Below are 22,087 nucleotides of genomic sequence, written 5' to 3'. Positions count from 1 at the left end.
ATCACCCGAAAGTTGCAGCTGGGCAACAGTGCCCGAACTGCGCACCGGTGGGGACGCGCGCGACGGCCCGGCGCAACCGGAGCCGGCGGGAACCATTTCAACTCCCGCTGGTTTGGCGAATAACGCGTGTCGCGACGCCGCGCGACTGCATGATCGTACAACCCGGCTCTGGGGGCCGGGAGGGGAGCTCCAACCATGCGACATTCGACCGAAGGCCACATCGTCTGGCGCTGGCTCTATCTCGTTCTGGCGGCCCTCATCCTTCTTCTGGGGGCGGCGACGGCGGGTCTTGGCGGATGGCTCCTCATGCTTGGCGGCACGGTCTACTACCTCGCGACCGGCCTTCTGCTTTTGGTGGGCGGTGTCCTCGCCTTCCTCGGACGGCACAAGCTGGCGCTCGGCGCCATGGCTTTGGCTCTCGTCGTGACGCTGGCCTGGGCCCTGATCGAGATTGCCGGGAAGGGGTGGATGCCGACATGGGGCTTCGACCTCGCGGCCCGCGTCGGCCTCGTGGCCGGTCTGGTCGTCGCCGCCGGCATGTCATACCTGTTCTGGCGCACGTCGGTGCGCAGCGGCGCCAGCCTTGCATCGTTGGGCGGGGTGGCAGTCGTGCTCGTGGCGGTTGCTGCGGTGGTGGCAATTCACTGGGAGAGGAGCGAAGCGCCCGCAAGCGTGGCCGCCGCGCCGGCGGCACCTGTCGCAGTCGGTCCCCGGGAAGCCAGCGCGGACTGGACCCATTTTGGCGGCACCACGCACGGGCGCCGCTATTCGACGCTTTCGGGGATCAACGCCGGCAACATCGACGAGCTCGACGTCGCCTGGACGTTCAGGAGCGGCGACCTCACGCCAGCACCGGGGCGGATTTTCTACTCGTCGCAGAACACCCCGATCAAGGTCGGCGGCAGCCTGTACACCTGCACCAGCAGCGCGCAGGTCTACGCGCTCGACCCGGCCACGGGCTACGTCAGATGGCGTTACGATCCGGATGTGCCGGAGCCGGCGCTGGAGCAGTTGTTCAGCGTCGCCTGCCGCGCCGTCGGCTATTTCGACAGTGGCGCAGATGTCACCATGGACGTGATTCCGGAAGTGCCGGGCATCATGCCGGCCGTGCCGCGCGGCGGCAGTGCCTGCGCGCGCCGCATCTTCGTCGCCACGGCCGATGGCCGTCTGATTGCGCTCGACGCCATCGGCGGCCATCTTTGCCGCGGCTTCGGGGCGGAAGGCGTGGTCGACCTCACGCTCGGCATGGGCTTGCGCGAGCCGGGCTTCGCCTCGAACACCTCCGGGGCGACGGTTGCCGGCGGCCTCGTCATCGTCGGCCAGCAGGTGAGCGACAACCAGCGTCGCGACGCGCCGTCCGGTGTCGTTCGCGCCTACGACGCCGAAACGGGCGAACTTCGCTGGGCCTGGGACGCGCTGCGCCCCGACCCGCAGGCGCCGCTGGACGAAAACGACATCTATCCGCGCGGGACGCCAAACGTCTGGAACGTCATCTCGGCCGACGAGGAACTGGGACTGGCCTTCCTGGGCACGGGAAACGGCGGTGGCGACCACTGGGGTGGCAACCGGACGGAGGAGGAGGACCGCTTCACGGCCGCCGTGGTGGCGGTCGACCTTGTGACGGGCGAGACACGCTGGGTCTTCACCACGGTCGTCCACGACCTTTGGGATTATGACCTCGGCGCCCAGCCGATGGTCCTCGATCTCGAAATCGATGGTACGGTGCGGCGGGCGGTTCTGCAGGGGACGAAGGCCGGCGACCTGTTCGTGCTCGACGCCGCCACTGGCGAACCGCTCCGGCCGGTCGAATACCGTCCAGTGCCGCAAGGAGGCGAACTTCCGGGCGAGCGACTGGAGCCTACGCAGCCGCAATCCGTGTTCTATCCAAACCTTGGTGGCGTTCCGGGACAAGAACCGGAGCGGATCGACGAGCGCCATCTGTGGGGCCTGACGCCGATCGACGCCGCGCTGTGCCGCATCGAATTCCTGCAGCGCCGATATGAGGGTATGTTCACGCCTCCGACGCTGGAGCAAAAGGGCATGGTGCTGCTGCCCGGCACGGTCGGCGGCATGAACTGGGGCGGCCTCGGCTTCGATCCCGCGCAGCGGCTCATCATCTCCAATCACTCGCGCTTGCCCAACATCGTCGATATGCATCCGCGCGCGGACGTCGAGGACCGGGCGGCCGGTTCCGGTGGTACCCGCCCTGATCAGGAAATCGCGCCACAATCCTCCACGCCGTTCGGCGTGACGCGGCCGATGTGGCTGTCCATTCTCGACGTGCCGTGCCTCGCACCGCCCTGGGGCTACCTCAACGCCACGAATGTCGACACGGGCGAACTCGTCTGGTCGAAGCCTTTCGGCACCGGTTACGACACCGGCCCGCTCGGCATCCCGACGCGAATCAAGATCGCGATGGGCACGCCGAATCTCGGCGGACCGCTGGTGACGGCTGGCGGGCTGACCTTCATCGGCGCGGCGCAGGACAACTATCTTCGCGCTTTCGAGACGGCGACCGGCCGGCTCGTCTGGGAGGCCAGGCTACCGGCGGGCTCGCAGGCCGGGCCGATGACCTACGAGCACGAAGGCCGCCAGTATGTCGCGATGACGGCGACCGGCCACGCCCGGTTCGAGACCACGGAGGGCGACTACCTCGTGGTGTATGCGCTGCCGCCCACGGACGAGGATCTGTCGGGCGTTCCCAACGGGGCTGCAGCGGATCCGGACGGGACGGAACCGGATGAAGAGATGCCGTGACGCCTTCGGGCGTTGCGCGTCGTTCGGAAGGAGGCCTTGGATGACGCGGCGGGGGCGGCCGGCTCGTCGCCGCGTTCGGTCTGTGGGCAAAGGTCCCGGCAGGGAGGAGCGGGATCGGGCGCCTGGCCGGTGGAGACCGGATCGAAGAGCGACGCGACGCCGTGATGTCAATGCCGCATAAGATAGATTATGGAACTAACGCAGATATGTCAGGCAATGATGATGGCCGGCAGCGCGTCTGCAGCGCCTCTGCCGAATGGTACTCTTCGTCGCCCTGTCGACGTATGCGAGCCTCGACGACGAGCCCGTGTAGATGCCACGCGATCTGTCGGACGTGGACCGATGGACGGCGCCGCGACGCCTACACCGCGACATCGGCGATCGTCGCGCCAGCGGCGGCGAGCAGCGCATTCGGCTCAGCGGAAAATACCGCGTCGTGCGCGCCGGCCGCGGCCCAGACGATGTCGTAGGCGGCTAGCGTCCGGTCGCCCCAGGCCTTGATGGGTTCGAGGTGACCGAGTGGTGAAACGCCGCCGATGGCGAAGCCGGTTCTATCGCGGATCTCGCGCGGATCGGCGCGGCCGAGCGCTTCGCCGGTGAGCGCAGCGGCCTTGGCGCCATCGAGCCGCTTGTCGCCGGAAACCAGGAACAGGTAGAGCTTGCCGGTGGCTTCGCCCTTGAAGATCAGCGACTTGACGATCTGGCCGACCGACACGCCGCACTGCGTGGCGGCTTCTTCGGCGGTGCGGGTCGATTCGCCCATGCGCCGGATTTCGATGGCGAGACCGGCGGCATCTGCAGCCTGGCGAACCCGTTCGATGCTCTTGCTCATACGATCACCTAAAATAGAGCGAAATCAATTTGTTCTCGCGGGATGCTCGATCATCATACCATCAAAGCCGGGCTCAACATGGTCCGGCGTGTCGCGCTTCGTCGTCTCGTAGTCCAGCGGAATGTGCATGTGGGTCAAGACGGCGCGGCGCGGCGCAAGGCGTTCGATCCAGGCCAGCGCCTGCGCCAGTGACAGGTGCGACGGGTGCGGCTTGTGCTGCAAGGCGTCGATGACGAGCGTGTCGACGCCGGCAAGGCGGGCAATGGTCTGGGTTGGGAAATCCGACACGTCGGGGCAGTAGGCGATGTCGCCGATGCGGTATCCGAGCGAGAGAATGTCGCCATGGATCAGCGGCAAAGGCTCAAGGGTGAGGGGACCGCCCTCCCCGTCGATCGTGAACGGCGTGTCGTGGTCGATGGCGCGCGCGTTGAGGATTGGCGGATAGGAACTGCCCGGCGGCGTGCGGAAGCAATAGCCGAAGGCATCGTTCAGGCGCTTCAGCGTGGTGGTGTCGGCATAGACGTCCATCAGGCGTCGCTGCTCCAGAGCATAACCGCGCAGGTCGTCGATCCCGTGCATGTGGTCGGCATGCGGGTGGGTGAAGACGGCGGCGTCCAGGCGTCGCGTGCCGGAGCGGAGCATCTGGACACGGAAGTCCGGTCCGGTGTCGACCACGACGACCGTCCGTCTGCCATCCGCGGCGATGCGCTCGATCAGCGCCGATGCGCGGGTGCGAACGTTCTTCGGGTTCGACGGATCGCAATTGCCCCAGTCGCCCGTGATGCGCGGTACGCCCGGCGACGATCCGCAGCCAAGGATGGTCAGGCGGACGACGTCGCCCGGCATCAGGCGGCGTACCCGGCGGGCGGCGTCACCTTCGAAAAGAGACGCAGGAAATTGGCGGTCGTCTGGCGCGCGATCGCCTCGGCGGTGAGGCCGAGCGTTTCGGCGAGAACGCCTGCAGTGTGGGCGACATAGGCCGGTTCGTTGCGCTGGCCGCGATGCGGCATCGGCGCCAGATAGGGCGCGTCGGTCTCGACCAGCAGGCGCTCATGCGGAACCCGCGCCGCGATGTCGCGCAGTTCTGTCGACTTCCTGAAGGTCAGGATGCCGGAGAAGGACACGTAGCCGCCGAGTTTCACGCCGGCCTCGGCCAGTGGCGCGCCGGACGAAAAGCAGTGCAGGACGAAGGGGAAGGCCCCCTTCCCTGTTTCCTCCTTCAGGATCGCCGCCATGTCGTCGTCGGCGTCGCGCGAATGGATGACCAGCGGCAGCCCCGTCTGGCGGGCGGCGGCGATGTGACGGCGCAGGCCTTGTGCCTGCGCGTCGCGCGGCGCCTTGTCGTAGAAATAGTCGAGCCCGGCCTCCCCGATCGCCACGACCTTGGGGTGTGCGGAAAGCCGCACGAGATCTTCGGTGGTGACCTCCATCTCTTCGCCGGCATTGTGCGGATGCGTGCCGACGGAGCACCAGACATGGTCATGGGCCTCGGCGATGGCGCGGATTTCGTCGAAGCGCCGGACACGCGTCGAGATCGTCACCATCATGCCGACACCCGCGGCGGCGGCGCGCGCGATCACGGCGTCGCGCTCCTGTGCGAAATCCGGGAAGTCGAGATGGCAGTGGCTGTCGACGAGCATGCTCTCAGTCACCCGCCGAGTCCTGCTCGACATAGCGCGGGAAGACGCCCGAGGGCGCCGGAAGCGGCGTACCGGGCACTAGCGAGTCGGCGTCTCCGGCATGGGCAAAGAGCCGCACGTCGGCTGGAACCGCCAGCAGGTCGAGAAGCTTGGACGCGGAGTCCGGCACATAGGGCTGGAGCATCAGAGCGATGCGGCGCACCACCTCGGCGGTTGTCCAAAGCACCGTCTCCATGCGATCGGGGTCGGTCTTCTTGAGCCCCCACGGCGCCTGGCCGGCGAAGTAGCGGTCGGCCTCGGCCACCACGTTGATGACGGCCGCCAGTGCCTGGTGGATCGCCTGCCCGGCCATCGCCTTGCGCGCGACGTCGAGCGCTTCGGTCGCGACGGTGAGAATAGCTTCGTCCTCCGCGGCGAGCGTGCCCTTCTGCGGAACGACGCCGCCGCAGTTCTTGGCGATCATCGACAGCGAACGCTGTGCCAGATTGCCGATGCCGTTGGCGAGGTCGGCGTTGGTGCGGGTGACGATGCCCTCGTGGCTGTAGTTGCCGTCCTGGCCGAAGGGAATGTCGCGCAGCAGGAAATAGCGCAGCTGGTCGAGCCCGTAATGCTCTGCGAGCGCGAAGGGGTCGATGACGTTGCCGACCGACTTCGACATCTTCTCACCCCGATTGAAGACGAAGCCGTGGCCGAAGACCCGCTTCGGCAGCTCGACGCCGGCCGACATCAGGAAGGCCGGCCAGTAGATGGCGTGAAAGCGCACGATGTCCTTGCCGATGACGTGGATGTCGGCCGGCCAGCGATGCCACAGCGGCGCGTCGGCATCGGGATAGCCGACACCGGTGATGTAGTTGGTCAGGGCGTCGACCCAGACATACATGACGTGCTTCTCGTCGCCGGGCACCGGCACGCCCCAGTCGAAGGTGGTGCGTGAAACCGACAGGTCCTTCAGGCCCTGTTTGACGAAGCTGACGACTTCGTTGCGGCGCTCGGGCGGGGCGATGAAGTCGGGCTGCTCGTCGTAGAGCTTCAGAAGCCTGTCGCCATAGGCGGACAGGCGGAAGAAGTAGCTCTCCTCCTCGACCCATTCGACGGGCGTGTCCTGCGGCCCATAGCGGACGCCGTCGTCGCGGAGCTCGGTCTCCTCCTCGCCGTAATAGGCTTCGTCGCGCACGGAGTACCAGCCGGCATAGCTGTCCTTGTAGATGTCGCCATTGGCCGCCATCGCCGACCAGATCGCCTGGCTGGAGCGATAGTGGCGCTCTTCGGTCGTGCGAATGAAATCATCATTCGATATGTTGAGAGAAGCCGCCATCTTCTTGAATTCAGACGAATTACGGTCTGCGAGCTCGCGCGGGGTCATGCCCTCCTTGCGCGCCGTCTGCAGCATCTTGATCCCATGCTCGTCGGTGCCGGTGAGAAAATAGACGTCCTTGCCGTCGCAACGCTGGAAGCGCGCAATCGCATCCGTCGCGATCATCTCGTAGGCGTGGCCGATATGGGGCTTGCCGTTGGGATAGGAGATCGCGGTCGTGATGTAGAACGTGTCCGTGGCCATGATGAGCGGGTTCCGGGAATGCGGGAAAGTGGTGGTGATCAAGCGGTGCAGATAGCGCATCGTGTCGGCGAACGCCATCCCCGCCCCGGATCGGCGCCGAAGCTCCAGCGGGCCGGTTGATCCTGATCAAGGCGCGGTTGACCGCGTGGTCTAGCATCCGTCCAAAAGGAGGATCGCCATGCCCGCACAAGCAGCCGTCACCACCGGCGTACGTCATCTGCTGGAAAGCATCGCCAGGCGCTGGCGCAACCATCGCGATGCCGTCGTCTCGCTGCGCGAGATCGATGGGATGGATCCCGCGCTGGCCGCCGAGATCGCGGCCGAAGCCGGCCTGTCGGTTCGCGACCTGCGGGACGTCATCTCGCATGGAGTCGGCGCCAACCGCCTGATGCGGCGGATGATGGCCGCCTACGGGATCGACGCGGGCGATGTCGACCGCCAGGCGCCGGGCATGCTGCGCGACATCGCCTTGCTGTGCTCGCGCTGCCAGTCGAAGGGGCGTTGCGAAGAAGAACTGGAAGCCGGCACGGCGCGGGAGAACGCGCCCGGGTTCTGTCCCAACGCCGATACGTTCGAGACCTTCGGCGTCGTTTCGAACTGAAGCACGCCGCCGCCCCGAGTCGCTGGCTCAGCCGAAGTTGAACCAGAGAGTGGCAAGCCCCAGGAAGGCGAAGAAGCCGACGACATCGGTGACCGTCGTCACGAAGACGGCCGACGCGACGGCGGGATCGATCTTGAAGCGGTCGAGCGTCAGCGGGATGAGAATTCCGCCCAGCGCGGCCACGAACATGTTGATGACCATGGCGATCCCGATGATGACGCCGATAGACGGCGAGAACCAGGCACCGGCGACGAGGCCGATCAGGAACCCGAGGATGATGCCGTTGATGAAGCCGACCAGCATCTCGCGGCGGATGATGCGCCAAGCATTGTAGATGTCGAGATCGCGCGTGGCGAGCGCGCGCACGGTGACCGTCATCGTCTGCGAGCCGGCATTGCCGCCCATGCCGGCGACGATCGGCATCAGCACGGCGAGCGCCACGACCTTCTCGATCGTCGCGTCGAAAAGGCTGATGACCGAGGCCGCGAGGAAGGCCGTCACGAGGTTGACGAGCAGCCATGGCACGCGCGAGCGCGAGGTCGAGAGCACGCTGTCGGACAGTTCCTCGTCGCCGACGCCGCCCATGCGCATCAAATCTTCCTCGGCCTCCTGCTGGATGACGTCGACCACGTCGTCGATGGTGAGCACGCCGACCAGTCGCTCGTTCTCGTCGACGACGGCCGCGGACAGAAGATCGTACTGCTGGAACTCGCGCGCGGCCTCCTCCTGGTCCATCGTGGCCGGGATGGCGTGGCGCGTCTCGTGCATCACGTCCTCGATCTTTACCGATCGCTGGGTGCGCAGGATCTTGTCGAGATCGACCGCGCCGAGCAGCTTGAAGGTCGGGTCGATGACGAAGATCTGGAAGAAGTGCTCGGGGAGGTTCTGGTCCTCGCGCATGTAGTCGATGGTCTGCCCGACCGTCCAGAACGGCGGCACGGCGACGAACTCGGTCTGCATGCGCCGACCGGCCGATTCTTCGGGATAGTCGAGCGATCGACGCAGCCTGATGCGCTCGGTGAAGGGCAGCTGCGCCAGAATCTCGTTCTGGTCGTCCTCGTCGAGATCTTCGAGAATGTAGACCGCGTCGTCCGAATCCAGCTCCTGGACGCCCTGCGCGATCTGCGCGTTCGGCATGGCGTCGACGATCTGCATGCGGATCGCCTCGTCCACCTCGGTGAGCGCGGTGAAGTCGAAGTCGGCGCCGAGCAGTTCCACCAGCGCGCGGCGCTGGTCGGGAATCAGCGCCTCGAGCAGATCGCCGAGCTCGGACTGGTGCAGGGTGGCGACGTCCTGCTTGAGGGTGAGGATGTCGCGATCGGCGATGGCGGCGCCGATATGGGCGACGTAGGACGGCTTTATGACGCCATCCTCGTTGTAGATGTCGGGGGCATCGATGTGCGGCTCGGCGCCTTCGGCGACGTTTTCGTCCAGTTCGGCCAAGGCGACCTCCAGGGCAGCGAGCAAAGGGTTGAGCGACCCGTCTAGCCTGCCGGCGAGGCGAACTCAAAGCCTATCGCAAGCTCGTGTCGCTTTCATTCCTTGACGCGGCGCAGGATCGCCAGCCCCTCCTCCCGGTCCAGCGCGTCGCGTACCCCGGTCGGGATGCCGCCGCGGCTGGCTGGCGCATCATCGAGCGCGACATCGCGCACGGTGACGCTGAGCCAATGGGTGAGCTTGCGGGCGCCGCCGAGCGACAGATCGCCACCGATCAGGGTGAAGCCCGAGGTCGCCAGCGAAATCGTCGGCCGCGCGCGCGCGTCTCGAGTGACGTCGAAACTGACCTCGTAGGAATAGGCAGCCGGCGTCTCGCGCACGTTGATCAGCGCCACCGTGGTGTTGAGGATCCACTCCTTGAGGCCGAGTCCGCCGGCGATGCGCTCCGGGGGATTGGCGATCTGGCCGGTGCATTCGAGCTCGGTGAAGGGGTAATAGACGGAGACCGTGGTGCGGACCGAATTGACCCTGCGGCTGGTGGCGCCAAGACCCAGCCCGGCATTGCCGTTGTTGACGGGAATGACGAAGGTGGCGTTGCCGCCCGCATCCAGAACCTTCATGAGTTCGAGGCCGGCGGTGACCTTCGCGTACTGCCGGTCGATCGAGACGCCGGCTTCCCGGAGTTTCGCCGCGACGCCCGGCTCGCCCTTGATCAGGGCGAGCGATTCGCAGAGTTCCTGCTCGACCGAATAGAAGAGCGATTCCATCTTGATGAAATCGCGCTCGGCGAAATCGGGCAGCGTGGTGCAGCCTGACAGGACGACTGCGAGCACGCTGGCCCCGAATGCCCCGGACCAGAACCTGATTCTCCCCGCCATCGTCGCGTCCCCTCCTGTCCCGCCAGAAAGCTTCGCGGTTTGGCGCAAGTCAGGCAAGCGGCAATGAGGACTTGCGGTCGAACGTGGTCAGATATCCCCTGCCCTGCGCCGTCAGCCCTCGGCCTTGAAGTTCTTCGCTTCCTGCTCGACCCTGGGATTGTCCTTGCCGTGCTCGAGGATCATTTCCCGCGCCTGCCCCACCGATACATCGGTGGTTTCGGCGAGGCGCAGCGCCTTGCGCTCGACGCCGTCGGACGGGAGCTTTCTCTTCTTGTCGTCGGGGTTGTGGTCGTTGGTCATGGCAGCCTCCATTCGAAGGCAGAACGAGCCCGAGCCAGAGGCGTTCCGTGCGGCGAGGCGACGGTGCCCATCGATGACCGGATGCCATGAAAAAACCCGCCGAAGCGGGTTGTTTTGGTGCGGTCGAGAAGACTCGAACTTCCACGGGTTGCCCCACAGCGACCTCAACGCTGCGCGTCTACCAATTCCGCCACGACCGCACGTGGTAGGGCCGGTCCTGACCGGCTCGCGGCGTTTAGCAAATCACCTGTCGGGAAACAAGAGCGCCGAAACGAATAAATCGCCGTTTCGACAATGGCATGACGATTGGTCCGATCGCCTGGGTGGACGGCCCCGGGCTTTGCCGCCATATCTGGCCCGGAAGGATTTTTCGACGATGCTCCAGCGCAACCAGCTCGGCCTCGATTTTCACCCCGCTCCGGGCAGCGCCCCGGTGGAGTGGCGCATCGAGGACCGGCCCGTAGACTATTCGCATGCGCTGGCCTTCATGGAAGCGCGTGCCGCCGCCATCCGCGATGGGACGGCGGGCGAGATGGTGTGGCTGGTCGAGCATCCGCCGCTCTACACCGCCGGCACGAGCGCGCGGCCCTCCGACCTGCTGCAGCCCGACCGGTTCCCGGTCTTCGACGCTGGCCGCGGCGGCGAATACACCTATCACGGGCCGGGACAGCGCGTGGCCTACGTCATGCTCGACCTGAAGCGGCGGCGCGAGGACGTGCGCGTGTTCGTGGGCGCGCTGGAGGAGTGGATCATCCGCACGCTCGGCCGCTTCAACGTCAAGGGCGAGCGGCGCGAGGACAGGGTCGGTGTTTGGGTGGTGCGGCCCGACCGTCCGTCGCTCGCACCCGGCGTCCCGGCCGAGGACAAGATCGCGGCGATCGGCATCCGGCTGCGGCGCTGGGTCAGCTTTCACGGCATCGCCATCAATGTCGAGCCCGACCTGTCGCATTTCGGCGGCATCGTGCCGTGCGGTATCGTCGGCCATGGCGTGACCAGCCTTGTCGATCTCGGATTGCCGGTTACCATGGCCGATCTGGACGTGGCGCTGAAGCAGGCCTTCGAAGAAGTGTTCGGAGCCGCCGCGACCGACTGAGGACTGGCCGGCCGGACACGCGTCCGCATCGGCCTCGGATCAAGGAGGCTGCCATGTCCATGCGGACACATCTTCTCGGCGCGGCACTCGTCGCGCTCTGGGCGGGGACATCCACCCCCGCCTTTGCGCAGCAGGCGGCCGATACGGTGGCGCCAGAAGCGCCGACGGGGGTCGAGGCGAAGACCGCCGTGCGCGCCCGCAGCCAGATGGTGGTGGCCGCCAACCCGCTCGCCGCCGAAGCGGGGCTCCAGGTGCTGCGCGAGGGCGGCAGCGCGGCCGATGCGCTGGTGGTCGTGCAGACCGTGCTCGGGCTCGTCGAACCGCAATCCTCCGGGATCGGCGGCGGCGCCTTTCTCGTCTGGCATGACGGAGCGACCGGAACGATCACGACCATCGACGGGCGCGAAACCGCGCCGCTGGCCGCAACGCCCGACCTTTTTCTCGGCGCGGACGGCAAGCCGCTCGGCTTTTTCGAGGCCGTGGTCGGAGGGCGTTCGGTGGGGACGCCGGGCGTCATGCGGCTGATGGAGACGATCCATGGCTCGCATGGAAAGCTGCCATGGGCGGCGCTGTTCGAGCCGGCGGCGACGCTGGCCGAGGCAGGCTTTGCCGTCTCGCCGCGGCTCGCCACGCTGATCGCCGAGGACGCCGAGCGCCTTGGCGGCCAGCCGAGTACCAGGGCCTATTTTTTCGACGCGTCCGGCGAACCTCTGGAAGCGGGTGCGCGGCTCGCCAATCCCGACTATGCCGACACGCTGCGGCTGATCGGCCGGTCCGGTGCCGACGCCTTCTACCAGGGACCGATCGCGCAGGCCATCGTCGATGCCGTCAGCGGCCACCCGACCAATCCCGGCCGGCTCTCGCTTGCGGATCTGGCCGCCTACGAGGCCAAGGACCGTGAGCCGGTTTGCATGCCCTATCGGGAGTATGACGTCTGCGGGATGGGACCGCCCTCCTCCGGCGGCCTGGCCGTCGGCCAGACCCTCGGCCTGCTGTCGGGCTTCGACCTTGGAACGCTCGGACCGTCCGATCCGCAAGGCTGGCGTCTCTTCGGCGACGCGACGCGCCTGGCCTTCGCCGACCGCGGCCGCTATATCGCCGACGCCGACTTCGTCGACATTCCGAAAGGGTTGCTCGATTCGGACTATCTCGCTGCACGCGCCGAACTCCTGAAACGCGAAACGGCGCTGCCGGCGGAGCTCGCCGGTCCGGGCGAACCGCCCTGGGACAAGGCGGAGCTGCGCATCGACGGCTTCGGCCCCGACGTGCCCGCGACCACGCATTTCGTCATCGTCGACGCGGACGGCAACGTTGCCTCGATGACGAGTTCGGTGGAAAACGCCTTCGGCGCTCGGCTGATGGCGGCCGGCTTCCTGCTCAACAACCAGCTGACGGACTTCTCGTTTGCGCCCGAGGAGAATGGCGAGGCGGTGGCCAACCGGGTGGAGCCGGGCAAGCGGCCGCGCTCGTCGATGGCGCCGACGATCGTGATGAAGAACGGCAAGCCGGCCTTCGCGCTGGGCTCGCCCGGCGGCAGCACGATCATTCCCTATGTCGCGCAAACGCTGATGGCGCTGATCGACTGGCGCATGGACATGCAGGAGGCGATCTCGCTGCCGCATTTCGCCAACCGATTCGGCCGCTACGAGGTGGAGGCCGGCACGACGGCGGAAGCGCTCGCCGACGATCTCACCGCGCTCGGCTATGACGTCCGCGCAACCGCCATGAACTCGGGCCTGCACGGCGTCGCCTTCCTCGACGATGGCACTCTCGAAGGCGGCGCCGACCCGCGCCGCGAGGGGGTGGCGGTGGGCGATTGATGATGCAGGGCAGGCCCGGGGCTGTGACAGTGCTCCGGAGGGGAACCGGAGGAACGCCGGGGGCAAGGCGCGGGGACCTGTTCGCCCGCATGCCTGCCCTGCTTCCCGGGCCGCGACGCGGCGGCATGGCGGACCGGGAAATGAAAATGGATGGATTGCTGCTGGCGCGATCAGCGCGCGGATCAGTAGGCGCCGATCCACATCGCCATCGAGACGATGAACAGGCTGACGGCGACGAGCGAAGCGACGTCTTGAAGCAGTGCGGACATGAATCTCTCCCGTTTCTGTCTATGATCTCATTATGTTCGCGTTATGTTCTTGTCGCAAGCGGATTCGTTCCGCTACGAGTCCGACGCTGACGTCTGCTGACAGGAGGGTAAACGAAAGGTTGCGCGCCGGCGGCCTGTGCACAGCTCCCGGGATCGAGTGTGGCCGTCCCCTCCCGGCTACGCATGCCGATGGGACGGATGGCGCCCTCTCAGGCGATACGCATCGCCTGACAGGGCACACCGCAGGGTGTTGTGGCGGTTGATTCGGCCGGACGTGCGGGGATCGTGCCGCGCTGACGCGGGCCTACATCTCGACGATCTTGCCGGCCCGGAGCGTCACGCGACGGTCCATGCGGGCGGCCAGGTCGTGGTTGTGGGTGGCGATGAGGGCCGCAAGCCCCGAATGGCGCACCAGTGCCTCCATGGCGTCGAAGACGTAGGAGGCCGTGTTGGGGTCGAGATTGCCGGTGGGCTCATCGGCGAGCAGCACCAGCGGCGCGTTGGCGACGGCGCGCGCGATGGCGACGCGCTGCTGTTCGCCGCCCGACAGTTCGGCCGGGCGATGCTCGGCGCGCGGACCGATCTTCATGTAGTCGAGGAGTTGGCGCGCCCGTTCCTCGGCTTCCGCGCGCCCCAGTCCCCGGACCAGTTGCGGCAGCATGATGTTTTCCAGCGCCGAGAACTCTGGGAGCAGATGGTGAAACTGATAGACGAAACCGACCTCGTTGCGGCGGATCGTGGTGCGCTTGTCATCCGACAGGCGGCTGCAGGGAATGCCGCTGAGTAGGACTTCGCCCGCGTCCGGCCGCTCAAGCAATCCGGCGGTGTGGAGCAGGGTCGACTTGCCGGCGCCCGACGGCGCGACGAGCGCGACCGTCTCGCCGCGTTGCAGCGTGAAGTCCGCGCCGTCGAGAATGACCAGTTCCTTCGCGCCCTGCTGATAGCGTCGTTCCACCCCGATCAGTTCGAGGGCCAGTTCGCCCCACATCACTCGTACCTCAGCGCTTCGACGGGATCGAGGCTGGCGGCCCGCCAGGCAGGAAAGAGCGTGGCGAGGAAGGAGAGCGCCAGCGCCATGAGAACGACCGATATCGTTTCGCTGACGTCGATCTTGGCTGGAAGCTGGCTGAGGAAATAGAGCTCGGGATTGAACAGCATCTCTCCCGACAGCCAGGAGAAGAACCGGCGGATGGACTCGACGTTGAGGCCGACGACGACGCCCAGCACGACCCCGGCCAGGGTTCCCACCACGCCGATGGCCGCCCCGGTCATGACGAAGATGCGCAGGATCGCGGCGCGTGTCGCCCCCATCGTGCGCAGGATAGCGATGTCGCGGCCCTTGTCCTTCACCAGCATGAACAGGCCGGAGATGATGTTCAGGGCCGCCACGATGACGATGAGCGTCAGGATCATGAACATGACGTTGCGCTCGACCTCGAGCGCGGAGAAGAAGGTGTGGTTTCGCTGCCGCCAGTCGATCATGAACAGCGGGCGTTGCGCGGCAACCTCCACGAGCGGCCGGATCTCGTCGACCCGATCGGGGTCGTCGACGAAGATCTCGATGGTCTGCGCGCGACCTTCCGAATTGAAGTAGAGCTGGGCCTCCGACATCGCCATGAAGATGATGGAGGCGTCATACTCCGACATGCCGACCTGGAAGACGGCGGTGACCGGGTAGCCCTTCTGCCGCGCTGTCGTGCCAAACGGCGTCACGTCGCCGTCTGGAGAGGTGAGCGTGATCACGTCGCCGACCACGAGTCCCAGGCTTTCGGCCATGCGCTGGCCGATGGCGACCCCCTCCCCGTTGGAAAAATCGTCCAGCGTGCCGTGGCGGATGTTTCCGGCGACGAGATCGACCTTGCGCAGGTCTTCCTCGCGCATGCCGCGCACGAGCGCGCCCGAGCCGGATCCGATGTTGCCGGTCGCCAGCACCTGGCCTTCGACGAGCGGAATGGCATAGCGCACGCCCTGGATGCCGTTGATACGCGCCGCGACCTCGGCGAAGTCGTCGAGCGGCGTGTCCACCGGCTGGACGACCAGATGTCCGTTGATGCCCAGGATGCGGGTGAGCAGTTCGGCGCGAAAGCCGTTCATGACCGCCATGACGATGATGAGCGTGGCGACGCCCAGCATGATGCCGATGAAGGAGATCGACGCGATGACGGAGATGAAGGCTTCCTTGCGCCGCGAGCGCAGGTAGCGCCACGCCACCATGCGCTCGAAGGCGGAAAAGGGACCAGCGCCGCCCGGTGTCGCCGCCGTGCCGCTCATCAGTGGCCGCCGAAACGGGCCAGCAGGCCGGCTGCAGACAGCGTCTCGCGCTCGCCGGATTTGCGGTTCTTGATCTCGACCTCGCCAGCGGCAACGCCGCGCGGGCCCACGATGACCTGCCAGGGCAAGCCGATCAGGTCGGCGGTGGCGAACTTGCCGCCGGCGCGCTGGTCGGTGTCGTCATAGAGCACGTCCTTGCCGGCATTGGTCAGCCGCGCGTAGAGGTCTTCGCAGACCGCGTCGCAGGCCTGGTCGCCGGGCTTCATGTTAATCAGCGCGATGTCGAACGGCGCCACGCTCTCGGGCCAGATGATGCCTGCGTCGTCGTGGAAGGCTTCGATGATGGCGGCGATCAGCCGCGAAGGCCCGATGCCGTAGGAGCCCATCGAGACGTGATGTTCCTTGCCATCCGGCCCGGTCACGCTGGCGCCCATGGGTTTCGAGTATTTCTCGCCGAAGTGGAAGATGTGGCCGACCTCGATGCCGCGCGCCGACACCTGGTCGTCGGCCGAAACGCCGCTCCAGGCTGCCTCGTCGTGCATCTCGTCCGTGGCGGCGTAGGGTGTCGTCCACTCCCTGACGATGCCGGCGATCTCCGTGTCGTTGCCAAAATCGGTGTCGGCGCCGGGCACCGGCAGGCCGAGATAGTCGCGGTGGCAGTAGACCTGGCTCTCGCCGGTGTCGGCCAGGATGATGAATTCGTGGGAGAGATCGCCGCCGATCGGGCCGGTGTCCGCCCGCATCGGGATCGCCTGCAGGCCCATGCGCGTGAAGGTGCGCAGGTAGGAGACGAACATGCGGTTGTAGGCGGCTTTCGCGCCCTCATAGTCGAGATCGAAGGAATAGGCGTCCTTCATGAGGAATTCTCTGCTGCGCATGACGCCGAAGCGCGGGCGCATCTCGTCCCGGAACTTCCACTGGATGTGATAGAGGTTCAGCGGCAGGTCCTTGTAGGACTTGACGTAGGAGCGGAAGATGTCGGTCACCATCTCCTCGTTGGTCGGTCCGTAGAGCATGTCGCGCTTCTGGCGATCCTTCAGCCGCAGCATCTCGTCGCCGTAGTCGTCATAGCGGCCACTCTCGCGCCAGAGTTCGGCCGACTGGATGGTGGGCATCATGATCTCGAGCGCGCCGGCGCGGTTCTGTTCCTCGCGGATGATCCGGCAAACCTTGTCCAGCACCCGCTTGCCGAGCGGCAGCCAGGAGAAGCTGCCCGCGGCCTGTTGCTTGATCATGCCCGCCCGCAGCATAAGTCGATGCGAGACGATCTCCGCCTCGCGCGGGTTCTCTTTCAGGATGGGCAGGAAAAAGCGCGACAATCGCATGGAAGGATCCGTCGAAATCTGAAGGCAGTGCCCTTGAGAATCGGGCGTTCGGCAGGGTGTCTGCACGCGCTTCATAGCCATTTCGTGGCCGGATGGAAACCCGACGCGGATCCCGTCCCGGCGGGTCCGGCGAAGAAGGTTTCGCGCTATAATTATAAGGAAACCTTGCTGTTTTTTTGTGCAGCGCAGCACATATTTGCGCCCACGCTGACGAAAAACATCGTGACAGACGTGTGAAGCTTGCGGTAATGTCTCGTCATAAACGAGAAGACGGAGACACAATCCGTTTTCCTCACGCGGTCAAAGTCTTGGGAGGATGCGATCTAGGCGCGATTATACGCTGCCGCCGGAAACCGGAAACAGATCGGACGCGTTAAATATTGCAAGGCTTCGGCCTTGCTTTTTTTTGTGCATTGCTCGTTAACCGCCCGAGGGGGTTCCCGTCAGGTCGCTGCTGCCGTTCAGTCGATGATCGGCGCGATGCGCGGGATGTCGTCAAAACTGTAACCGAGCTGGACGGTGAGCACCCACAGCGCCCCGAAAATCAGCAAGGACACGATGGTGGTGCGCAGTGCGGCGCGCCGGACATGCGAGCCGCGCGGTGCGCTCGCGGTCGTACCGAGCGTGACGTCGCCGTCCTCGTCCTGCGTCCGCAGGCTGAATGGCAGGATCGCAAACAGCGTGACCCACCAGATCAGGAAGTAGACGGCGAAATAGGATACCCAGGTCACGTGCGTCGTGCTCCTTCAGTCGAGATCAGGTCTGTTCCAGCTCGACGAGCGTCCCCTGAAAGTCCTTGGGATGAAGGAACAGCACCGGCTTGCCGTGCGCACCGATCTTCGGTTCGCCGTCGCCGAGAATCCGGGCGCCCGAGGTCTTCAGCCGGTCGCGCGCAGCGATGATGTCGTCGACCTCATAGCAGACGTGGTGCAGCCCGCCGGCCGGGTTTTTCGCCAGAAAGGCGGCGATGGGCGACGCCTCGCCGAGGGGTTCCAGAAGTTCCACCTTGGTGTTGCCGAGTTCGATGAAGACGACCGTGACGCCATGCTCCGGCAGCATTTGCGGCGTGGTCACGGTGGCCCCCAGCGTCTCGCGATACATGGCGCTGGCCACGGCGATGTCCGGCACGGCGATGGCCACGTGGTTCAGGCGTCCAAGCATCGGGTCCTCCGTGGGTGGATCGACGAATGCGAATGGCGAATGGGGAGTGGCGGATGACGAAAGCGTGGATTGCGGACACCTTGTCGATCCCGTCGGGACCGCAGCGGGTGGTCAATGCGACCGGACGATCCGCGCTCCCACCATTTGCTGTTCGCTATTCGCCATTCACCCCTCCGCCTCACCTCGTCACGAACACCGTGACGATCGGCTTCTTTCCCCAGGACTGGTTGGCGGAATTGCGCACGGCCCGGCGAACCGCTTCCAGCACGAGGTCGAGGTCTTTTCGCCTGATACGGGGGATGCTTTCAAATGCGCCAATCGCCGCATCCAGGAGCAGATCCTCGAAAAGCTTTCCAGCGCGATCGGCCTTGGGCAGGCCGATTGCGATCAGGTCGGGATCGCCGGCGAGGTCGAACTTCTCGTCCAGCACGACGTTCACGACCACGTGGCCGACATAGGACAGCTTGCGGCGGTCCTTGACCCCGACATCCTCTTCGCTGCCGATCACCAGGCCATCCTTGAAGACGCGGCCGAAGGGTACCTGGTCGATGACTTCGGGATCCCCGGGCGCGATCTTCAGCACGTCGCCGTTGCGAACCCGCGGAACATGGCGAATGCCGGCCGCGATCCCCAGGGCGGCCTGCGCGACGAGGTGCGCGGCCTCGCCGTGCACCGGCACCAGCACCTTGGGGCGAACCCATTCATACATGCGCCTCAGCTCGGCCCGGCGCGGGTGGCCGGAGACGTGGATCAGCGCCTCGTTGTCCTCGATGATCCGGATGCCCTGCTCGATCAGCCGGTTCTTGATCTCGAGAATGGCCTTTTCGTTGCCGGGAATGGTGCGAGAGGAGAAGACGACGATGTCGCCGGCGGTGAGTGCGACGCTGCGCATCTCGTCGCGCGCGAGCTTCGCCAACGCGGCGCGGGCTTCGCCCTGGCTGCCGGTACAGATGACGACGAGGTTTTCGCGCGGAATGAAGCCGTAGTCTTCCTCGGCGATGAAGTCGGGAAGCCCGTCCATGTAGCCGAGCTCGGTGGAGACGTCGATGACGCGCTTCAGCGACCGGCCGAGCACGAGCACCTGCCGCCCGGCGTCGCGCGCGGCCTCGGCGATCGAGCGGATGCGCCCGACATTCGAGGAAAAGGTGGTGACGGCGACACGCCCGGGGGCCGCCTCGATGACCTCGCGCAAACCCTGCCCCACGGCCTGCTCGGACGGCGAATCGCCGTCGCGCATGGCATTGGTGGAATCGCAGATCAGCGCGGTGATGCCTTCGTCGCCCAGCGCACGAAAACGCGCCTCGTCGGTCATGGGGCCGATTTCCGGCGCAGGATCGATTTTCCAGTCTCCGGTGTGGATGATCTTGCCGACCGGCGTCGAAATGGCGAGCGACACGGGCTCGGGAATCGAGTGGGTGACCGGGATGGCCTCGATTTCGAACGGTCCGACGGTGAAACGATCGCCGCCGCGATAGATCTCGACCGGGATCTTCGGCTTCGGCCCGGGCTCCGACTGGCGCTTGGCCTCGAGAAGGCCCGCCGTGAAGGGCGACATCCACACGGGACATCCGAGCTGCGGCCACAGATCGAGCAGCGCCCCGTAGTGATCCTCGTGCGCATGGGTGATGATCATGCCGCGCAGGTTCTTCTTTTCCGACACGATGAAGCGGATGTCGGGCAGCACGAGATCGACGCCCGGCAGGTCGGGCCCGGGGAAGGTCACCCCGCAGTCAACGATGATCCATTCACGCCGGTCGCGCGGCCCGAAGCCGTACAACGCGAAGTTCATTCCGATTTCGCCAACGCCGCCGAGCGGCGCGAAGACCAGTTCGTCGCCCGAGTTCTTCGCCATCTTGTCTCCAGTCTATGTGGCCGCGGCCGATGCCACGGCTCCGAAATGCACGTCACCTGCCGCCACGGGCCAGAGCCGGCCCGTCTTGTCGCGGACGAGGAAGCGGCACTCCTCGTCGATCGTCTCGAAAACACCGCGCACCACGCCGCCGCCCAGATTGACGGCGACTTCCGAACCGAGGCCGGCGGCGCGGGCCAGCCATGCCGTGCGGATCGCCGAGAGGCCCCTGCCCCGGTTCCAGATCCGTTCGTGCCGCAGCCAGGCGTCGGACAGCGCAAGGAAAAGCGTCTCGGCGGTGCAGGCCGCACCGAGACCGGCCAGAGACGTTGCCGGATAGGGCAGACCCTGCGGATGCGCGACGACGTTGACGCCGATACCGACGGCCACGGCGAAACGGTCTTCGGTCAGAACGATCGATTCCAGCAGGATACCGGCCAGCTTGGCGCCGTCGGCGAGCACGTCGTTGGGCCATTTGAGCTCGTAGCGGCCTGCGCCGTCCCGACCCTGCCCGCCATCGGGACCGACGGCGATGCGCGTGGACGGCGCGACTGCCGACAGTGCGTCGGAAAGCGCCAGGCCGGCCACGAAGCCGAGCGTGGCGGCCGCTGGAAGCGGACAGCAATCGACGAGGAGCAGCGTTGCTGCGAGATTGCCGGACGGCGTCTCCCAGACGCGCCCCCGCCGGCCTCGGCCCGTTTCCTGGCGCCGGGCCGCGATCCAGAGGCGACCGCGGTCGCCTTCGCGGGCCCGGTCCAGCGCCACGACGTTGGTCGAGCCGACGCTTTCGAAGGCCTCCAGTCGGTAGCCTTCGGTCAGGGCAGTCGGCGCGAGCGCAAACCCCATCGGCTCAGAAGAAGGTGCCGGCCGCCGCTTCCGCCATGGTCTCGATCGGCCCGCCGATCAGCACATAGAAGAAGACGAAGGCGCCGGTGACCGTCATGACCAGGCGCAACTCACCCGCCATGGGCTGGAAGCCGCCGGCCGGTTCGTCGAACCACATGATCTTGATGACGCGCAGATAGTAATAGGCGCCGACGACGGAAGCGAGCACGCCGATGACCGCGAGGGCGTAGAGCCCGGAGTCGATCGCGGCGAGGAAGACGTACCACTTGGCCCAGAAGCCGGCGAGCCAGGGTATGCCGGCCAGCGAGAACATCATGATGGTCAGGACGGTCGCCATCATGGGGTTGGTGGACGACAGGCCCGACAGGTCGTCGATCTGCTCGACATTGCCTTCCTTGCGCCGCATGGCGAGAATGAAGGCGAAGGTGCCGAGCGTCATGATCAGGTAGATGAGCATGTAGAGCGCAACACCGCGCACGCCCGCCTCGGAATTGGCGGCAAGGCCGACCAGCGCATAGCCCATGTGGCCGATCGACGAATAGGCCATCAGGCGCTTGATGTTGCGCTGGCCGATGGCGGCAAAGGCGCCGAGCAGCATCGAGGCGATCGAGATGAAGACGACGATCTGCTGCCAGTCGAACGCGATCGGCTCGAAGGCGCCCATGGTGACGCGCACGATCAGCGCCATGGCCGCCATTTTCGGCGCCGCGGCGAAGAAGGCCGTCACCGGAGTCGGCGCGCCTTCATAGACGTCGGGCGTCCACATGTGGAACGGCACGGCCGAGATCTTGAAGGCGAGGCCAGCCAGCACGAAGACGAGGCCGAAGACGAGGCCGAGCTGGCGCTCGCCGCCGGCGAGCGCGGCGGCAATGGCGTCGAAGCCGGTGTTGCCGGTGTAGCCGTAGACGAGGCTGATGCCGTAGAGCAGCATGCCCGACGACAGCGCACCGAGCACGAAATACTTCAGGCCCGCCTCGGTGGAGCGCACGGAATCGCGGTTGATCGCTGCGATGACGTAGGCCGCCAGCGACTGCAGCTCGAGGCCCATATAGAGCGTGATCATGTCGTTGGCCGACACCATCAGCAGCATGCCGAGCGTCGACAGCAGGATCAGCACCGGGAATTCGAACTTGTCGAACTTCTCGGCCTTGGCGAAGCCGACCGACATGACCAGGGTGACGATCGAACCGATCAGCGTCAGCATTTTCATGAAGCGGGCGAAGGGATCGCTGACGAAGACGCCGTTGAAGCCCAGGCCGTTCTGGCCGAAGAACAGCATCCATGCGCCGGCCGCGATGAGGATGGCGACCGACAGGCCATTGACCAGCGTCGTCGACCGTTCGCCGCTGAAGACACCGACCATGAGCATCGCCATCGCGCCGATGGCGAGCATCAGTTCGGGGGTGGCCAGCGTCAGGCTGAAGGAGAGTTCAGGCGTCATCGTCCCACC

Annotated in this window: 19 protein-coding genes and 1 tRNA gene; 4 read left to right on the top strand and 16 right to left on the bottom strand. The window is 66.1% G+C overall.

Translation table 11 applies throughout. The features are described from left to right. The first annotated feature begins 195 nt into the window (after nt 1–195). Entirely contained in the window at nt 196–2,757 is a 2,562-nt protein-coding gene (locus EJC49_RS18100) for a pyrroloquinoline quinone-dependent dehydrogenase (RefSeq protein WP_126701341.1), read from the top strand. A gap of 361 nt (nt 2,758–3,118) precedes the next feature. Here the strand turns inward: EJC49_RS18100 and EJC49_RS18095 are convergent, their stop codons facing one another. The 4 genes from EJC49_RS18095 to metG are packed head-to-tail and all read right to left on the bottom strand — an operon-like array spanning nt 3,119 to nt 6,787. After that, nucleotides 3,119–3,589: a YbaK/EbsC family protein gene (locus tag EJC49_RS18095; protein ID WP_126701340.1), complete on the bottom strand. Its 471-nt coding sequence runs from the start codon at nt 3,587–3,589 to the stop codon at nt 3,119–3,121. A 24-nt stretch (nt 3,590–3,613) separates the two neighbouring features. Next, complete coding sequence (locus tag EJC49_RS18090; protein ID WP_126701339.1) at nt 3,614–4,435, bottom strand: MBL fold metallo-hydrolase; 822 nt, start codon at nt 4,433–4,435, stop codon at nt 3,614–3,616. Next, nucleotides 4,435–5,229 carry a TatD family hydrolase gene (locus EJC49_RS18085; protein WP_126701352.1) on the bottom strand — a complete coding sequence of 265 codons (795 nt, stop codon included), beginning with the start codon at nt 5,227–5,229 and terminating at the stop codon, nt 4,435–4,437. The genes EJC49_RS18090 and EJC49_RS18085 overlap by 1 nt, the downstream gene beginning before the upstream one ends. Nucleotides 5,230–5,233: 4 nt before the next feature. Further along, nucleotides 5,234–6,787, bottom strand: coding sequence for a methionine--tRNA ligase (gene metG, locus EJC49_RS18080; protein WP_126701338.1), 1,554 nt, complete (start codon nt 6,785–6,787; stop codon nt 5,234–5,236). 178 nt (nt 6,788–6,965) lie between these two features. Here metG and EJC49_RS18075 point away from each other — a divergent pair, with 178 nt between their 5' ends. Continuing rightward, nucleotides 6,966–7,388 (top strand): DUF6455 family protein, encoded by a 423-nt coding sequence (locus tag EJC49_RS18075; protein WP_126701337.1) that lies wholly within the window; start codon nt 6,966–6,968, stop codon nt 7,386–7,388. Nucleotides 7,389–7,415: 27 nt separating this feature from the next. On the opposite strand, the gene mgtE is transcribed toward EJC49_RS18075, so the two are convergent. The 4 genes from mgtE to EJC49_RS18055 all read right to left on the bottom strand — a co-directional run bounded on the left by mgtE (nt 7,416) and on the right by EJC49_RS18055 (nt 10,203). After that, nucleotides 7,416–8,822 carry a magnesium transporter gene (gene mgtE, locus EJC49_RS18070; RefSeq protein WP_170314781.1) on the bottom strand — a complete coding sequence of 469 codons (1,407 nt, stop codon included), beginning with the start codon at nt 8,820–8,822 and terminating at the stop codon, nt 7,416–7,418. 101 nt (nt 8,823–8,923) lie between these two features. After that, a complete protein-coding gene (locus tag EJC49_RS18065) occupies nt 8,924–9,703 on the bottom strand; it encodes a hypothetical protein (protein WP_126701335.1) in 780 nt (259 codons plus the stop codon). 111 nt (nt 9,704–9,814) lie between these two features. Further along, complete coding sequence (locus tag EJC49_RS18060) at nt 9,815–10,003, bottom strand: hypothetical protein (protein ID WP_126701334.1); 189 nt, start codon at nt 10,001–10,003, stop codon at nt 9,815–9,817. 115 nt (nt 10,004–10,118) lie between these two features. Then, nucleotides 10,119–10,203, bottom strand: a tRNA-Leu gene (locus EJC49_RS18055). Nucleotides 10,204–10,379: 176 nt separating this feature from the next. Here EJC49_RS18055 and lipB point away from each other — a divergent pair. Together lipB and ggt are read left to right on the top strand one after the other, a co-directional pair. Then, nucleotides 10,380–11,096 carry a lipoyl(octanoyl) transferase LipB gene (gene lipB / locus EJC49_RS18050; protein WP_126701333.1) on the top strand — a complete coding sequence of 239 codons (717 nt, stop codon included), beginning with the start codon at nt 10,380–10,382 and terminating at the stop codon, nt 11,094–11,096. Between the two features lie 59 nt (nt 11,097–11,155). Continuing rightward, nucleotides 11,156–12,916, top strand: a complete 1,761-nt coding sequence (ggt, locus tag EJC49_RS18045) for a gamma-glutamyltransferase (RefSeq protein ID WP_126701351.1) — start codon at nt 11,156–11,158, stop codon at nt 12,914–12,916. A gap of 573 nt (nt 12,917–13,489) precedes the next feature. Here ggt and EJC49_RS18040 read toward each other — a convergent pair. The 8 genes from EJC49_RS18040 to nuoN form a co-directional block, all read right to left on the bottom strand. Next, nucleotides 13,490–14,173, bottom strand: a complete 684-nt coding sequence (locus EJC49_RS18040; RefSeq protein WP_126701332.1) for an ABC transporter ATP-binding protein — start codon at nt 14,171–14,173, stop codon at nt 13,490–13,492. Next, nucleotides 14,173–15,456 carry a lipoprotein-releasing ABC transporter permease subunit gene (locus EJC49_RS18035; RefSeq protein WP_126701331.1) on the bottom strand — a complete coding sequence of 428 codons (1,284 nt, stop codon included), beginning with the start codon at nt 15,454–15,456 and terminating at the stop codon, nt 14,173–14,175. The genes EJC49_RS18040 and EJC49_RS18035 overlap by 1 nt, the downstream gene beginning before the upstream one ends. Then, a complete protein-coding gene (gene proS, locus EJC49_RS18030) occupies nt 15,456–16,781 on the bottom strand; it encodes a proline--tRNA ligase (protein WP_126701330.1) in 1,326 nt (441 codons plus the stop codon). The genes EJC49_RS18035 and proS overlap by 1 nt, the downstream gene beginning before the upstream one ends. A gap of 461 nt (nt 16,782–17,242) precedes the next feature. Beyond that, nucleotides 17,243–17,512: a DUF1467 family protein gene (locus EJC49_RS18025; RefSeq protein WP_126701329.1), complete on the bottom strand. Its 270-nt coding sequence runs from the start codon at nt 17,510–17,512 to the stop codon at nt 17,243–17,245. 25 nt (nt 17,513–17,537) lie between these two features. Continuing rightward, nucleotides 17,538–17,942 carry a methylmalonyl-CoA epimerase gene (gene mce, locus EJC49_RS18020; protein WP_126701328.1) on the bottom strand — a complete coding sequence of 135 codons (405 nt, stop codon included), beginning with the start codon at nt 17,940–17,942 and terminating at the stop codon, nt 17,538–17,540. 178 nt (nt 17,943–18,120) lie between these two features. Next, nucleotides 18,121–19,794, bottom strand: coding sequence for a ribonuclease J (locus EJC49_RS18015; protein ID WP_126701327.1), 1,674 nt, complete (start codon nt 19,792–19,794; stop codon nt 18,121–18,123). A 12-nt stretch (nt 19,795–19,806) separates the two neighbouring features. Continuing rightward, nucleotides 19,807–20,637 (bottom strand): biotin--[acetyl-CoA-carboxylase] ligase, encoded by an 831-nt coding sequence (locus tag EJC49_RS18010; RefSeq protein WP_126701326.1) that lies wholly within the window; start codon nt 20,635–20,637, stop codon nt 19,807–19,809. A gap of 4 nt (nt 20,638–20,641) precedes the next feature. Beyond that, nucleotides 20,642–22,078, bottom strand: a complete 1,437-nt coding sequence (nuoN, locus tag EJC49_RS18005; RefSeq protein WP_126701325.1) for an NADH-quinone oxidoreductase subunit NuoN — start codon at nt 22,076–22,078, stop codon at nt 20,642–20,644. Between the last annotated feature and the right edge of the window lie 9 nt (nt 22,079–22,087).

The organism is Aquibium carbonis, from assembly GCF_003970795.1.
Classification (GTDB): Bacteria; Pseudomonadota; Alphaproteobacteria; order Rhizobiales; family Rhizobiaceae; genus Aquibium; species Aquibium carbonis.
Note: the sequence above shows the minus strand (reverse complement) of the source record. Positions and strands in the feature narration are given on the sequence as shown.

What these genes read in the sequence shown, in the direction of transcription:
- EJC49_RS18075 (WP_126701337.1), top strand. Translation starts at nt 6,966, where the DNA reads ATGCCCGCACAAGCAGCCGTCACCACCGGCGTACGTCATCTGCTGGAA.
- metG (WP_126701338.1), bottom strand. Translation starts at nt 6,787, where the DNA reads ATGGCCACGGACACGTTCTACATCACGACCGCGATCTCCTATCCCAAC.
- mce (WP_126701328.1), bottom strand. Translation starts at nt 17,942, where the DNA reads ATGCTTGGACGCCTGAACCACGTGGCCATCGCCGTGCCGGACATCGCC.
- EJC49_RS18065 (WP_126701335.1), bottom strand. Translation starts at nt 9,703, where the DNA reads ATGGCGGGGAGAATCAGGTTCTGGTCCGGGGCATTCGGGGCCAGCGTG.
- EJC49_RS18035 (WP_126701331.1), bottom strand. Translation starts at nt 15,456, where the DNA reads ATGAGCGGCACGGCGGCGACACCGGGCGGCGCTGGTCCCTTTTCCGCC.
- EJC49_RS18095 (WP_126701340.1), bottom strand. Translation starts at nt 3,589, where the DNA reads ATGAGCAAGAGCATCGAACGGGTTCGCCAGGCTGCAGATGCCGCCGGT.
- EJC49_RS18090 (WP_126701339.1), bottom strand. Translation starts at nt 4,435, where the DNA reads ATGCCGGGCGACGTCGTCCGCCTGACCATCCTTGGCTGCGGATCGTCG.
- EJC49_RS18040 (WP_126701332.1), bottom strand. Translation starts at nt 14,173, where the DNA reads ATGTGGGGCGAACTGGCCCTCGAACTGATCGGGGTGGAACGACGCTAT.
- EJC49_RS18100 (WP_126701341.1), top strand. Translation starts at nt 196, where the DNA reads ATGCGACATTCGACCGAAGGCCACATCGTCTGGCGCTGGCTCTATCTC.
- EJC49_RS18060 (WP_126701334.1), bottom strand. Translation starts at nt 10,003, where the DNA reads ATGACCAACGACCACAACCCCGACGACAAGAAGAGAAAGCTCCCGTCC.
- nuoN (WP_126701325.1), bottom strand. Translation starts at nt 22,078, where the DNA reads ATGACGCCTGAACTCTCCTTCAGCCTGACGCTGGCCACCCCCGAACTG.
- EJC49_RS18010 (WP_126701326.1), bottom strand. Translation starts at nt 20,637, where the DNA reads ATGGGGTTTGCGCTCGCGCCGACTGCCCTGACCGAAGGCTACCGACTG.
- ggt (WP_126701351.1), top strand. Translation starts at nt 11,156, where the DNA reads ATGCGGACACATCTTCTCGGCGCGGCACTCGTCGCGCTCTGGGCGGGG.
- EJC49_RS18015 (WP_126701327.1), bottom strand. Translation starts at nt 19,794, where the DNA reads ATGGCGAAGAACTCGGGCGACGAACTGGTCTTCGCGCCGCTCGGCGGC.
- proS (WP_126701330.1), bottom strand. Translation starts at nt 16,781, where the DNA reads ATGCGATTGTCGCGCTTTTTCCTGCCCATCCTGAAAGAGAACCCGCGC.
- EJC49_RS18085 (WP_126701352.1), bottom strand. Translation starts at nt 5,229, where the DNA reads ATGCTCGTCGACAGCCACTGCCATCTCGACTTCCCGGATTTCGCACAG.
- lipB (WP_126701333.1), top strand. Translation starts at nt 10,380, where the DNA reads ATGCTCCAGCGCAACCAGCTCGGCCTCGATTTTCACCCCGCTCCGGGC.